Source organism: Salipiger marinus, from assembly GCF_035481585.1.
In the GTDB taxonomy this organism is placed as follows: Bacteria; Pseudomonadota; Alphaproteobacteria; order Rhodobacterales; family Rhodobacteraceae; genus Salipiger; species Salipiger marinus.
In genome coordinates, this window is record NZ_JAYKSL010000008.1 from 38,612 (window position 1) to 51,209 (window position 12,598).

The 12,598-nt window shown below is 67.6% G+C and carries 12 protein-coding genes; 9 read left to right on the plus strand and 3 right to left on the minus strand.

The genetic code is table 11. The features are described from left to right. Positions 1-9: 9 nt before the first annotated feature. Positions 10-399 carry a winged helix-turn-helix transcriptional regulator gene (locus VK682_RS12240; protein WP_230796872.1) on the minus strand — a complete coding sequence of 130 codons (390 nt, stop codon included), beginning with the start codon at positions 397-399 and terminating at the stop codon, positions 10-12. Positions 400-499: 100 nt separating this feature from the next. Between VK682_RS12240 and VK682_RS12245 the strand changes: the two genes are divergently transcribed. Continuing rightward, positions 500-1,567 (plus strand): SDR family oxidoreductase, encoded by a 1,068-nt coding sequence (locus tag VK682_RS12245; RefSeq protein ID WP_324782013.1) that lies wholly within the window; start codon positions 500-502, stop codon positions 1,565-1,567. A gap of 138 nt (positions 1,568-1,705) precedes the next feature. Here VK682_RS12245 and VK682_RS12250 read toward each other — a convergent pair whose 3' ends face one another. Beyond that, complete coding sequence (locus VK682_RS12250) at positions 1,706-2,671, minus strand: LysR family transcriptional regulator (RefSeq protein WP_230796869.1); 966 nt, start codon at positions 2,669-2,671, stop codon at positions 1,706-1,708. A gap of 96 nt (positions 2,672-2,767) precedes the next feature. Between VK682_RS12250 and VK682_RS12255 the strand changes: the two genes are divergently transcribed. Beyond that, positions 2,768-3,784: an NADP-dependent oxidoreductase gene (locus tag VK682_RS12255; protein ID WP_230796868.1), complete on the plus strand. Its 1,017-nt coding sequence runs from the start codon at positions 2,768-2,770 to the stop codon at positions 3,782-3,784. Between the two features lie 66 nt (positions 3,785-3,850). Continuing rightward, entirely contained in the window at positions 3,851-4,306 is a 456-nt protein-coding gene (locus VK682_RS12260; protein ID WP_230796867.1) for a hypothetical protein, read from the plus strand. A gap of 293 nt (positions 4,307-4,599) precedes the next feature. Here VK682_RS12260 and VK682_RS12265 read toward each other — a convergent pair whose 3' ends face one another. Continuing rightward, entirely contained in the window at positions 4,600-4,920 is a 321-nt protein-coding gene (locus tag VK682_RS12265; protein WP_230796866.1) for a DUF2934 domain-containing protein, read from the minus strand. A 200-nt stretch (positions 4,921-5,120) separates the two neighbouring features. Here VK682_RS12265 and VK682_RS12270 point away from each other — a divergent pair, with 200 nt between their 5' ends. From VK682_RS12270 to VK682_RS12295, 6 genes are all read left to right on the plus strand, one after another. Beyond that, positions 5,121-5,915 (plus strand): glycosyl transferase, encoded by a 795-nt coding sequence (locus VK682_RS12270; protein ID WP_089849908.1) that lies wholly within the window; start codon positions 5,121-5,123, stop codon positions 5,913-5,915. A 115-nt stretch (positions 5,916-6,030) separates the two neighbouring features. Next, positions 6,031-7,287 (plus strand): beta-ketoacyl-ACP synthase II, encoded by a 1,257-nt coding sequence (fabF, locus tag VK682_RS12275; protein WP_089849910.1) that lies wholly within the window; start codon positions 6,031-6,033, stop codon positions 7,285-7,287. A 1-nt stretch (position 7,288) separates the two neighbouring features. Beyond that, entirely contained in the window at positions 7,289-8,452 is a 1,164-nt protein-coding gene (mltG, locus tag VK682_RS12280; RefSeq protein ID WP_089849912.1) for an endolytic transglycosylase MltG, read from the plus strand. A 237-nt stretch (positions 8,453-8,689) separates the two neighbouring features. After that, positions 8,690-10,093 carry a cysteine--tRNA ligase gene (gene cysS / locus VK682_RS12285; protein WP_230796865.1) on the plus strand — a complete coding sequence of 468 codons (1,404 nt, stop codon included), beginning with the start codon at positions 8,690-8,692 and terminating at the stop codon, positions 10,091-10,093. Positions 10,094-10,205: 112 nt separating this feature from the next. Further along, a complete protein-coding gene (cimA, locus tag VK682_RS12290; protein WP_230796907.1) occupies positions 10,206-11,834 on the plus strand; it encodes a citramalate synthase in 1,629 nt (542 codons plus the stop codon). Beyond that, a complete protein-coding gene (locus VK682_RS12295) occupies positions 11,831-12,595 on the plus strand; it encodes a squalene/phytoene synthase family protein (RefSeq protein ID WP_230796864.1) in 765 nt (254 codons plus the stop codon). The genes cimA and VK682_RS12295 overlap by 4 nt, the downstream gene beginning before the upstream one ends. The last annotated feature ends 3 nt before the right edge of the window (positions 12,596-12,598 follow it).

Consider the following 12,598-nt stretch of genomic DNA (forward strand, 5'->3'; position numbering starts at 1 on the left):
CCGGAACCCCTAGTCACCTGATTTCCGGCGGGAGGAGGGCCGCTCTTGCAGCAGATCCAGCGCGTCGGAGTTTCGGCGGCCCCAGTCGTAAACCAGATCGACCAAGCCAACGAAGCGGTGTCCAAGCGAGGTCAGGCTGTATTCCACGGCTGGCGGAACCGTGCCCTTGACGTGGCGGTGGATCAGGCCGCTGCGCTCCATCTCGCGCAGGGTCTGGACCAGCATCTTCTTGGAGATCCCAGGCAGGCTGCGATACAGCACCCCGGTGCGCGCCCGCCCGTCATGAAGCGCATGGAGCGTGTGCAGGATCATGCTGGTCCATTTCGTCGAGAAGATCTCGAGCACGCGGCGCGGCGCGCAATCCTCGCGCCATTCCCGCTCGTCTGTGCCGGGTTGCATGGTGGTTACCTCATGGTGCCTATGTCCCAATTCGGTGCCGTCTACCCGAAGTGCCGGCCCGCGCCTAGATGTGGCGTGCAAAGACGAATTGGAGAGCGAGATGACGAAACGCGCATTGGTGGTTGGCGCCACCGGTATTCAGGGAAGCGCCGTGGCCGAGCAACTTGTCGGCGATGGCTGGACGGTCTTCGGCCTTGCCCGGACGCCCGGAGAACAGGATGGCGTGACGCCGGTCGCGGCGGATCTGCTTGATCCTGACACCCTTGGCGCGGCCCTCGCGGGCATTGATCCCACGCATGTGTTCCTTACGACATGGCTGCGGAAAGACACCGAAGCCGAGAATATCCGGGTCAACGCGGCGATGGTCCGCAACCTGCTTGACGCGCTGCGCCCTGCGGGCTCTGTCGAACACGTAGCGCTGGTGACGGGCCTCAAGCATTACCTCGGCCCGTTCGAAGCCTATGGCAAAGGCACCCTTCCCAAGACGCCCTTCCGCGAGGACCAGGGTCGTCTCGACGTGGCGAACTTCTATTACGCGCAGGAGGATGTGGTCTTCGCCGCCGCCGAACGCGACGGCTTCGGCTGGAGCGTTCACCGCCCGCATACCGTGATCGGAAAGGCGGTCGGCAACGCCATGAACATGGGCACGACGCTGGCGGTCTATGCCGCGATCTGCCGGAAAACCGGGCGCCCGTTCCGCTTTCCCGGGTCGAAGGTGCAATGGGAGAGCCTCACCGACATGACCGATGCGCGCCAGCTTGCAGCTCAGGCAGTCTGGGCTGCGGTCACCCCGGAGGCTCGCAACGAGGATTTCAACGTGGTCAACGGCGATGTCTTCCGCTGGAGCTGGATGTGGTCGCGCATCGCCGGCTGGTTCGGCATTGAGGCGGAGGAGTTCGACGGCACCGAGCGCCCACTCGCAGAGCAGATGAAAGACGACGCGGAGGTCTGGTCCGACATGGCCGCCCGCCACGGCCTTGCCGAGGCCGACCTCGCCCGACTCGTCTCGCCATGGCACACCGACGCCGATCTTGGCCGTCCCATCGAGGTGGTGACCGACATGTCGAAGAGCCGCCGGATGGGTTTCACCGGCTACGTCGCCACCGACGCCGCGTTTTTCGACCTCTTCGAACGCCTTCGGGCTGACAAGCTCATTCCGGCCAGCTGAAACCGGTGTGTCCTGGCCACGGGGTCGGCATCGACCGGCGCCGTGGCCTCGCACCACGACCGGCTTCCATTCTGGCCCATGCCCGTCAGACGGAACTGAGTGACCTAAGGCATGCTGCGGCAGGCATGATGGGCCGGTTCAGTCTTGCTGCGCTTCGGGTTCCGTGGGCGTGCGGACCGGCGGCTCTGGTCGGAGAGCGTAGTTGCGAAATTCCGCCTGCAGGAAGTCCAGGAAGGCCCGCACGGATGGGGTGCTTCTTCGGCTCTCCGGCCAGATCGCGGTGATCGCGCTGCGCTCGACGGCGAAGGCACCAAGCACGGGAACAAGCGTGCCACGCGCGACGTGGGGCGCAGCCAGGAGCGTCGAGGTCATGCCGATCCCCGCACCGGCCAGCAGCGCCTGGATCAGGGCGTCGCTGGCATCGACCGTGATCGCGGCCTCTGGCAGGATTTCGGTCGTGCGGTCGCCGGTCCGGAAGGGCCAGGGCATCAGCATCCCCGAACTCTGGTAGCGCAGCGCGACCGTCTCGTGCGCCTCGAGATCCGCGGGGCAGCGCGGCTCGCCGCGGGCGGCAAGGTAGTCGGGAGAGGCAAAGCAGCAGAGCGTCTGCACCGCCAGCTTCCGCGACAGCAGACGGGACTCCGCAAGCTCGCCGATCCTGACAGCGAGATCGACGCCTTCCTCGACCAGATCCACGAACCTGTCGCTCAGCCGCAGATCGAGGACAACATTCGGGTACTGCGCGCGAAAGCGCGGAAGGGCCGGCGCGATCACGTGGATGCCGATCGGCAGCGGTGCCGCGATCCGCAGCCGCCCGACAGGCTCGGACCGGAGGGAACTGGCCGTCTGCTCGATATCTTCGGCCGCTTCGATCAGGCGCAGGGCACGCTGGTGCAGCTCCTGCCCTTCGGTCGTCAGGGCGATCGACCGCGTGGTGCGGGTGAAGAGCGCGATGCCCAACTGGTCTTCCAGCCGCCGGACGCTCTTGCTGACCGCAGAGGGCGACACCGACAGCGACCGGGCAGCGGCAGAGTAGCTGCCGAGCGACGCCGTCCGGGCAAAGGCGATGAGGCCGGTCAGACGCTCCAGTCCGATCTGTTCCATGAGGGCACAACTCAAGTGACTTTCGGGTTTATTATAAACCCAAGGCGAGGCGCGTATCTACCTGTCATCACAGACGGCCCTGAAAGGACCCCCAAGATGACCGAAATGATGAAAGCCGTTCGCCAGCATGCCTTTGGCGGACCCGAGGTCCTGTCCTACGAGGACGCCCCGATCCCCAGACCCGCCCGGGGCGAGATCCGCATCCGCGTTATGGCCGCGAGCCTCAATCCTCCGGACTGGTACCTGCGGGACGGCTACCGCGCGCTCCCCCCGGAATGGCGGCCCGAGGGGGCGTTCCCCTTGATCCTCGGCACCGATGTTTCGGGCGTGGTCGATCTGGCCGGAGAGGGCGTGACCGGCTTCGCCCCCGGAGACGAGGTCTACGCCATGGTGCGCTTTCCCGATGCCCTCATGGAGGGGGCTGGCGCGCATGCCGAATATGTCACCGTTCCTGCCAATCAGGTCGGCCACAAGCCGGCGGGTATCGGTCACCAGCAGGCCGCCGGGGCGCCCATGTCCCTGCTGACCGCCTGGCAGTTCCTGGTCGAGCTTGGGCATGACGCCGCGAACCCGTTCCAGCCACAGGCCCATGCGCCGGTCCCGCTTGCGGGCAAGCGTGTTCTGGTCAACGGTGCCGCTGGCGGCGTCGGGCATCTGTCGCTTCAGATCGCCAAGTGGCGGGGCGCACATGTGATCGCGGTTGCCTCACACCGGCACGGGGATCTTCTGCGCGGGCTCGGCGCGGACGAGGTCGTCGACTATACGCAGGCGAAGCCCGAAGCGGTCTGCGCGGATCTGGATCTCGTGCTCGACTGTGTCGGCGGGGCCGCCGCTGCTCGGTTCCTGCGCTGCCTGAAGCCGGGCGGGGCGCTGTTCATCGTCAATCCGCTGGGATTCGACGGCCATGCCGAGGCGGACCGTCTTGGCGTGACCGTCTCCTCGACGCAGGTGCGCTCCAGCGGGGCCCAGCTTGATGCCGCGGCGCGTCTGCTGGACGACGGCACGGTCCGCGTGGTGATCGACACCGCCTTCCCGCTTGCCGACGCGGCGCATGCCCACCTGCGCGCCGCCGAGGGGCATATTCAGGGCAAGATCGTCCTGAGCGTCGCCTGACCGAAACGCGCCTCCGGGGCGAGGGGCAGGGCCCTTTCCCCGGAGGTCGAGCAAAGGAAATCCGCCATGACATCCAAGATCAACCACACTGCGGGCAGCCACGACTGGCTGACCATGGTCGGAGAGGTCCTGCAGGCTGCCGCGCGGTCAGCGGCGCTGCCTGACGATCTGAACCTGTCCTTTGTCGAGCACTACATCGACGGGTCCGAACTCTCCCCGGGACTTTTTCAGGGACTCCGGTTTGACATCAGGAACGGGGTGCCGGGCTTTTGCGTGGGTGTGGCGCCGCATGAGGTGGGGGACATTACCATCAAGGTGACCGCCTTGGTGGCGCAGAGGCTGAACCAGATCTACAGCTCCGACCCGGCCTATGCGCAGGTCCAAGAGGAAGCCCGTGCAAGCGGTGAGCTTTGCGTAAGCGGAGATCCCTCCAGGCTTGGCGCCTGGTTTGCCGCAGCCCATGACGACATCGTGCGCCGGACCGCAGGTTCGCCCCCGGCAGCGCCACGCGCTGCACCCTAGGTCTGGTTGCCGCTGCCACGCGAAGGAGCCCCTAGCGGCCCGCGTCGGGCGCGTCACGCCGAAGCGTGACCCGCGGGCCGACATCGGCTTGGTGGCCGACAATGCGACAGACTTTTCCGCGCACCGCGCTGCCACCGGCGTTGCAGGGGATCCCGCATGATGTTCTCGCAACGCGAGCCTGCCGCATAGTCACGGGGAGAAAACGCCACTTGATGGCCGGGCCGGGGGGCTCTGCCCCCGTCTGCGCGGGGCGCAGACTCCCCCGGGATATTTTTGGTCAGAAGAAGCGGCGGTCAGCTTTCGGGGCTGGCGCGGGGTTTGCGCGGGGCTTTCGCCTTGGCGGATTTTTCGGCGGGCGCGGCCTTGGCGGGTTTTTCGGGCTTTGCCGCAGCGGTCTTGGCGGGTTTTGCCGCCTTTGGTGCCTTAGGGGCCTTGGCCGCGGCGGACTTGCGGCGGCGGGGCTTGGCGGCGAGGGCCGCTTCGGCTTCGGCCCAGTGTTCTGCGGCGCGGCCCTCGGGGCGGCCTTCGGCGAGCCAGAGGAAATAGGCGGCCTCGGCCAGAGCCTGCGGGGAGAGCGGCGGCGGGGTTTCGCGGGAGGAGTGCGGATCGGACATGGGCGTGTCTTTCTGCTGGGGCGGCATGGGAAGGGCAGTCTGCCGGAAGGATGAGGAAAAAGACTGGCGCGGGGCGGGCGCGGGTCAATGCCGCAGGGCAGGCGCGCGCGGCCATCGGCGGGGCTTTGCCGAAGCGGGTGGCGGGGGCTGCGGCTTTGGGCTAAGCCCGGGCGCGGAGCGACGGGGCAGCGGGGACGGACATGCAGGCCAATATCTTCTGCATCAAATGGGGCACGGCCTTCGGGCCGGAATATGTCAACCGGCTCTATTCCGGGGTGCGGCGCAACATGGACCGCCCGGTGCGCTTTTTCTGCATGACCGAACACGGCGCCGGGCTGCATCCCGAGATCGAGGTGCTGCCGCTGCCGGTGGAGCCCTTTGCCGGGCCGATGGCGGCGGCGCTGGCGGTGGCCAACCGGCAGGGCGCCATGCGCAAGGTGTCGCTGTTCCGCCCCGGTCTGGTGCCCGATCTGGAGGGGCCCGTGCTCGGCTTCGATCTGGATGTGGTCATCACCGGGCCGCTGGGGCCGCTCCACGATCTGGCGCCGGGCACGGTGGCCATGCGCCATGACTGGGTGGAAAAGCGCAAGGGCCGCCCCACCGGCCATGGCTCGGTCTTCCGCTTCGATCCGGCGCAGCACGGCTTTCTTTACGAGGATCTGGCCCGCGCGCCCTATGCCGAGGTGGAACGCGCGCGCGGATCCGAACAGCGCTATACCAGCCACAAGGCGATGGACCGGGGCGTGTTCACCTATCTGCCGGATCCGTGGGTGGTGTCGTTCAAATATGACTGCAACCCGTTTCCGCGCAACTGGATCCACCCGCCGCGCCTGCCCGCCGAGGCCCGCGTGGTGTGTTTTCACGGTCATCCCAAGATGACCGAGGCGCTGGAGGGCTGGAACGGCAGCCTGATCCGGCATTCGAAGCCCTGCGGCTGGCTGCGGGAGCACTGGATCGACAGGACACGGGCGGATCTTGGCCCGGACTGGGCGTGAGGACGATCAAGACTAGGTCAGGACTGATCCTGACCCTGCGCATGGACTTGCCCCGCGCGCCGCGCACGGGGTAAGAGCGGGATCAACGTGAGAAACTTGAGGGAAGGGCTTAACGATGCGTCGCGTTGTGGTCACAGGGCTGGGGCTGGTCACGCCGCTGGCGGACGGGGTCGAAGAAAGCTGGGAACGGCTGCTGGCGGGGCAGTCGGGAGCCGGGCCGATCCAGCAGTTCGACACCGAGGGTCTGACCACGACCTATGCCTGTGAGGTCAAACGCGGCTCCGGCCCCGGCGAGTTCGATCCGGACCGCTACATGGAGCCCAAGGAGCAGCGCAAGGTCGACACCTTCATCCTGTTCGGCATGGCCGCCGCCCAGCAGGCGGTGGAGGACAGCGGCTGGAAACCCACCGCCCCCGAGGATCAGGAACGCACCGGCGTGCTGATCGGATCGGGTATCGGCGGGCTCAATTCCATCGCAAACACCGCCGTCATGATGGAAGAGAAGGGCCCGCGCCGCGTCTCGCCGTTCTTCGTGCCGGGGGCGCTGATCAACCTGATCTCCGGTCAGGTGTCGATCCGCTACGGCTTCCGCGGGCCGAACCATTCCGTGGTCACCGCCTGTTCCACCGGGGCCCATGCCATCGGTGATGCGGCGCGGCTGATCAGCTTCGGCGATGCCGACGTGATGGTGGCCGGGGGCGCCGAGGCGGCGATCTGCCGGATCGGCATTGCCGGGTTCAACGCCTGCAAGGCCCTGTCCACCAAGCGCGCGCATGAGCCGGAAAAGGCCAGCCGCCCCTATGATGCCGACCGCGACGGCTTCGTGATGGGCGAGGGCGCGGGCATCGTCGTGCTGGAAGAATACGAACACGCCAAGGCGCGCGGCGCCAAGATCTATGCCGAGGTGCTGGGCTATGGCATGTCGGGCGACGCCTATCACATCACCGCCCCCGCCGAGACCGGCGAGGGCGCGGAGCGGTCGATGCGCGCGGCGCTGCGCTCGGCCAACCTGCAGCCGCAGGACATCGATTACATCAACGCCCATGGCACCTCGACCATGGCGGATGTGATCGAGCTTGCGGCGGTGGAGCGGCTGATGGGCGATCACGCGCAGAACGTCACCATGTCCTCGACCAAATCCGCCACCGGCCATCTGCTGGGGGCGGCGGGCGCGATCGAGGCGATCTTCTCGATCCTTGCGATTCGCGATCAGGTGGCGCCGCCGACCATCAATCTGGACAATCCGGCGGTGGAAACGCCCATCGACCTTGCCCCCAATGCCAAACGTCCGCGCAAGATCGACCTTGCGCTCTCCAACAGCTTTGGCTTCGGCGGGACCAATGCCAGCGTGATCTTCGGAAAGGTGCGCTGAGATGTGGCGCCACATCGCCTCCAATGCGCTGACCTTCCTTGTCGTGCTGGTGTTTCTGGCGGGCGGTGTGCTGCTCTGGGCGCAGGAGGAATACAGCTCCGAAGGGCCGCTGGCGCAGCCCATCTGCCTGCAGGTGGCGCGCGGGTCCAACATGTCCCGCGTGTCGGAAGATCTGGCCGGGCAGGGGGCGATCTCGTCCGACGTGCTGTTCCGGCTGGGCGCGGATTACGAGAAAAAGACCGGCGATCTGAAGGCCGGATCCTATCTGGTGCCCGAACGCGCCTCGATGTCCGAGATTCTGGGCATCGTGACGCGCGGCGGCGCCTCGACCTGCGGGACCGAGGTGGTCTACCGCATCGGCGTCACCGCCGCCGAGGTGCAGGTGCGCGAGCTTGACCCCGCCACCGGGCGTTATGCCGAGGTGCTGGAATTCGATCCCGGCGCGGGCGAGGCCCCGGCGGAATACGAAAGCTTCAAGACCGGCTTGGGCACGCGGTTCCGCGTGGCGCTGGCCGAAGGCGTGACCAGCTGGCAGGTGGTGCAGGAACTGGGCCAGATCGACGTGCTGGAGGGCGAGGTGGCCGAACTGCCCGCCGAAGGCGCGCTGGCCCCCGACAGCTACGAGATCACGCCCGGCGACAGCCGCGCCGATCTGCTGGTGCGGATGCAGGAGGCGCAGCAGGCGATTCTGACGCAGGCGTGGGAGAACCGCGCCGAGGGCCTGCCCTATGAGACGCCGCAGGACGCGCTGACCATGGCCTCCATCGTCGAGAAGGAAACCGGCGGCGCCGAAGAGCGCCCGCTGGTGGCCAGCGTCTTCGTCAACCGGCTGGAGCGCGGGATGCGGCTGCAGACCGACCCCACGGTGATCTATGGCATCACCAATGGGCAGGGCGTGCTGGGGCGCGGCATCCGGCAGTCCGAACTGCGGGCAGAGACGCCCTACAACACCTATGTCATCGCGGGTCTGCCGCCGACGCCCATCGCCAATCCGGGCCGCGCCAGCATCGAGGCGGCGCTGAACCCGGCGGAGAGCGAGTTCATCTACTTCGTCGCCAAGACGCTGGATCCGGCGGACGGGCATAACTTCGCCACCAATCTTGACGACCATAACAGCAATGTCGCGGCCTATCGGCGGCTGGAGGCGGAACGCGCGGGCCAGTAAGGCCCGGGCCACAGCAGGCAAGCGGGGCCCTGCGGGACCCCGTTTCCCCTGCCGCGCGCGGGGCCGGGGCGCGGGCTTTACGTGGCGCGCGGCGCAGGCTAGGGTCGGGCCATGACCCAGCACCTGATCCTCCCGATCTGCTGCATTCCCTGCTGATCTTTCGGCGGGCCGGTCTTCTATTCCCATCCAGAAGCGAAGTTGCTACTCCCGCCGCGACCCCGTGCGAAGGAGCGCGCCATGGACATCTTTCTGACCAACAGCCGCAGCCGGACGAAGGAGCGGTTCACCCCGCTCGATCCCGCCAATGTGCGGGTCTATGTCTGCGGACCCACCGTCTATGACCGCGCCCATCTGGGCAATGCCCGCCCGGCCATCGTCTTTGACGTGCTGTCGCGGCTGCTGCGCCATGTCTATGGCGCCGAGCATGTCACCTATGTGCGCAATTTCACCGATGTGGATGACAAGATCAACGCCCGCGCCGCCGAGACCGGGCGCGACATCGCCGAGATCACCGAAGAGACCATCGGCTGGTATCTCGACGACATGGCGGCGGTCGGCGTGGCCGAGCCCGACCACATGCCGCGCGCCACGCGCTATATCGCGCAGATGGTGGTGATGATCGCGGATCTGATCGCCAAGGGCCATGCCTACGAGGCCGAAGGCCATGTGCTGTTCGCGGTGGAAAGCTATGCGGACTATGGCGCGCTGTCGGGCCGGTCGCTGGAGGACATGATCGCGGGCGCGCGGGTCGAGGTGGCGCCCTACAAGCGCAACCCGATGGATTTTGTGCTGTGGAAACCCTCTGCCGCCGGGCTTCCGGGCTGGGACAGCCCATGGGGCCGGGGCCGTCCGGGCTGGCATATCGAATGCTCGGCCATGGCGCAGGATCTGCTGGGCGCGTCTTTCGACATCCATGGCGGCGGCAATGACCTGATGTTCCCGCATCACGAAAACGAGATCGCGCAAAGCTGCTGCGCCCATCCCGAAGGCAGCTTTGCCAAGGTCTGGCTGCATAACGAGATGCTGCAGGTCGAGGGCCGGAAGATGTCCAAATCCCTGGGCAATTTCTTCACCGTGCGCGACCTGCTGGATCAGGGCATCCCCGGCGAGGTGATCCGCTTCGTCATGCTTTCCACCCATTACCGCAAGCCGATGGACTGGACGGCGGAGAAGGCAGAGGTTGCTGAAAAAAAGCTACGTCGGTGGCGCCGTTTAGCAAAGGGAGTAAATCCCGGTGCTGCGCTTCACGATGTCCTTGCGCCGCTGGCAGATGATCTGAACACCTCTCTCGTTCTCGATAGGCTGGACAGCTTGGCAAGGGCCATCGAGATGAACCAGACAGATCCCACGAAGGCGCGTTTCGCCCCTTCAATCGAAGATTTTGTCGCAACTGCAAATTTGCTCGGGTTGCTGCTCCCGGGAACTCACGACTGGTCGATGCAAGGTTTCGATCTGTCCGGCCTTGCGGCGCGGCTGGCCGAAATCCGCGCCACGGCCATGGAGACCAAGGATTTTTCCGAAGTGGACCGGCTCAAGGCGGCGCTGGTGGCGGCGGGGGTCGAGGTGCGCATGTCCAAGGCGGGTGTGGAGCTTGTGCCGGGGGCGGGGTTCGATGCCTCCGCGCTGGAGGGGCTGGAATGACCTCTGGCTTCTGTGCGGGACGGGACGCGGGGAGGGGGGCTGTCTGCCCCCCGCTCGGCCTTGCCGAGCCCCCCCGAGGATATTTGTGGCCAATGGAAACCGGGAGAGCGTGATGGGCGGCGAGCGGCTTTATCTTTACGACACCACGCTGCGCGACGGGCAGCAGACGCAGGGCGTGGCTTTCTCCACCGCCGAGAAGCTGCGCATCGCGCAGGCGCTGGACGCGCTGGGGGTCGATTACATCGAAGGCGGCTGGCCCGGCGCCAACCCCACCGACAGCGCGTTTTTCGAGGAGGTGGGCGCGACCCGCGCCACGCTTACCGCCTTTGGCATGACCAAGCGCGCCGGGCGGTCCGCCGAAAATGACGATGTGCTGGCCGCCGTGCTGGATGCGCGCACGCCTGCGGTCTGTCTGGTGGGCAAGACGCATCTGTTTCAGGTGACCGAGGCGCTGGGGATCACTGGCGAGGAAAACCTTGAGGCGATCCGCGCCTCGGTCGCGCATGTGGTGGCGCAGGGGCGCGAGGCGCTGTTTGATGCCGAGCATTTTTTTGACGGCTATGCCGGGGATGCGGAGTATGCCGTGGCCTGTCTGGAGGCGGCGCTGGCGGCAGGGGCGCGCTGGGTGGTGCTGTGTGACACCAATGGCGGCACCATGCCCGGGCAGATCGGCGCGGTGGTGGCGGATCTGATCGCGCGCGGCCTGCCGGGCGACCGGCTGGGCATCCACACCCATAACGACACCGAACAGGCGGTGGCGGGCAGTCTTGCGGCGGTGGAGGCGGGCGTGCGACAGGTGCAGGGCGCGCTCAACGGGCTGGGCGAGCGTTGCGGCAATGCCAACCTGACCTCGCTCATCCCGACGCTTCTGCTGAAGCCGCCCTTTGCCGGGCGGTTCGACATCGGCGTGACCGAGGCGGCGCTGGAGGGGCTGACCCGGGTCAGCCGGATGCTGGACGAGATCCTGAACCGGGTGCCGCTGCGGCAGGCGCCTTATGTCGGCAGTTCGGCCTTTGCCCATAAGGCGGGGCTGCATGCCTCGGCCATCCTCAAGAACCCTGCGACCTATGAGCATGTGGATCCGGCGCGGGTGGGCAACCGCCGGGTGATCCCGATGTCCAATCAGGCCGGGCAGTCGAACCTGCGCCGCCGTCTGGCGGAGATGGGGCTGGAGGTGCCGCGCGACGCCCCCGCGCTGGGGCGCATCCTTGAGCGGATCAAGGCGCGCGAGGCGGAGGGCTATACCTATGACACCGCGCAGGCCAGTTTCGAGCTGCTGGCCCGCGAGGAGCTGGGCTGCCTGCAGGAGTTTTTCGAGGTGGAGCGCTACCGCGTCACCATCGAGCGGCGGCGCGACGCTCAGGGACGCCGGGTGACGCTGTCAGAGGCGGTGGTGGTGGTGCGCATCGATGGCGAGCAGACGCTGTCGGTGTCGGAAAGCCTAGATGCGGCGGGCTGCGATCAGGGGCCGGTCAATGCGCTGTCAAAAGCGCTGGCCAAGGATCTGGGCCGCTACCAGTCGGTGATCGACGACATGCGGCTGGTGGATTTCAAGGTGCGCATCACCCAAGGCGGCACCGAGGCGGTGACCCGGGTCATCATCGACAGTCAGGATGGCATGGGGCGGCGCTGGCAGACCGTGGGGGTCAGCGCGAACATCGTCGACGCCTCGTTCGAGGCGCTGCTGGATGCGGTGCGCTGGAAGCTGATCCGCGACTGCGGGGCGGGGCCTGCGGCATGAGCGGGGCTTTGGGGTTCGATGCGGATGTGACCGCCTGCGCCGGTCTGGTGGAGCGGGGCGATCCTGACCGGTTCGCCGCCGTCATGGCGGCGCCTGCGCCGCAGCGGCCCGGGCTTTTTGTGCTATATGCCTTCAACCTTGAAGTGGCGCGGGCGCCCTGGGCCACGCAGGAGCCGCTGATCGCGGAGATGCGGGTGCAGTGGTGGGCCGATGTGCTGGCGGAGATCGCCTCGGGCGGGGGGGTGCGGCGGCACGAGGTGGCCACGCCGCTGTCGCGGCTGCTGGATGCCGAAGGCGCGCGGCTGCTGATGCCGGTGGTCGAGGCGCGGCGGCGCGATGCCGCCCGCGAGCCGATGGCGGATGTGGCGACCCTGCGCGCCTATCTGGCCGAGACCGGCGGCGCGCTGCTGTGGGGGGCGGCACGGGCGCTGGGATCGGCGCACGAGGCGCGGGCCCGCGCGGCGGGGACACGCTCGGCCCTGGCCAATTACCTGCTGGCGGTGCCGGAATTTCTGGCGCGCGGGGTCAACCCGCTGCCCGCGATGACCGAGGCGGAGTTTGCGGCGCTGCTGCGCGGACATCTGGAGGGCGTGTCGGGGCAGGCGGACCGGCCGCTGCGCATTGCCGAGCTGGCCTGCTGGCGCGCGCCGGGGATCCTGCGCCGGGCGCTGCGCGATCCGGCGGCGGTGCCCGAGGGTCGGCTGGGCGGGCCGGAGGTGCTGCGCCGCCTGTCGCTGCTGCGCCGGGGGCTGCTGCTTTAGCGG

What these genes read in the sequence shown, in the direction of transcription:
- VK682_RS12240 (WP_230796872.1), bottom strand. Translation starts at nt 399, where the DNA reads ATGCAACCCGGCACAGACGAGCGGGAATGGCGCGAGGATTGCGCGCCG.
- VK682_RS12245 (WP_324782013.1), top strand. Translation starts at nt 500, where the DNA reads ATGACGAAACGCGCATTGGTGGTTGGCGCCACCGGTATTCAGGGAAGC.
- VK682_RS12250 (WP_230796869.1), bottom strand. Translation starts at nt 2,671, where the DNA reads ATGGAACAGATCGGACTGGAGCGTCTGACCGGCCTCATCGCCTTTGCC.
- VK682_RS12255 (WP_230796868.1), top strand. Translation starts at nt 2,768, where the DNA reads ATGACCGAAATGATGAAAGCCGTTCGCCAGCATGCCTTTGGCGGACCC.
- VK682_RS12260 (WP_230796867.1), top strand. Translation starts at nt 3,851, where the DNA reads ATGACATCCAAGATCAACCACACTGCGGGCAGCCACGACTGGCTGACC.
- VK682_RS12265 (WP_230796866.1), bottom strand. Translation starts at nt 4,920, where the DNA reads ATGTCCGATCCGCACTCCTCCCGCGAAACCCCGCCGCCGCTCTCCCCG.
- VK682_RS12270 (WP_089849908.1), top strand. Translation starts at nt 5,121, where the DNA reads ATGCAGGCCAATATCTTCTGCATCAAATGGGGCACGGCCTTCGGGCCG.
- fabF (WP_089849910.1), top strand. Translation starts at nt 6,031, where the DNA reads ATGCGTCGCGTTGTGGTCACAGGGCTGGGGCTGGTCACGCCGCTGGCG.
- mltG (WP_089849912.1), top strand. Translation starts at nt 7,289, where the DNA reads ATGTGGCGCCACATCGCCTCCAATGCGCTGACCTTCCTTGTCGTGCTG.
- cysS (WP_230796865.1), top strand. Translation starts at nt 8,690, where the DNA reads ATGGACATCTTTCTGACCAACAGCCGCAGCCGGACGAAGGAGCGGTTC.
- cimA (WP_230796907.1), top strand. Translation starts at nt 10,206, where the DNA reads ATGGGCGGCGAGCGGCTTTATCTTTACGACACCACGCTGCGCGACGGG.
- VK682_RS12295 (WP_230796864.1), top strand. Translation starts at nt 11,831, where the DNA reads ATGAGCGGGGCTTTGGGGTTCGATGCGGATGTGACCGCCTGCGCCGGT.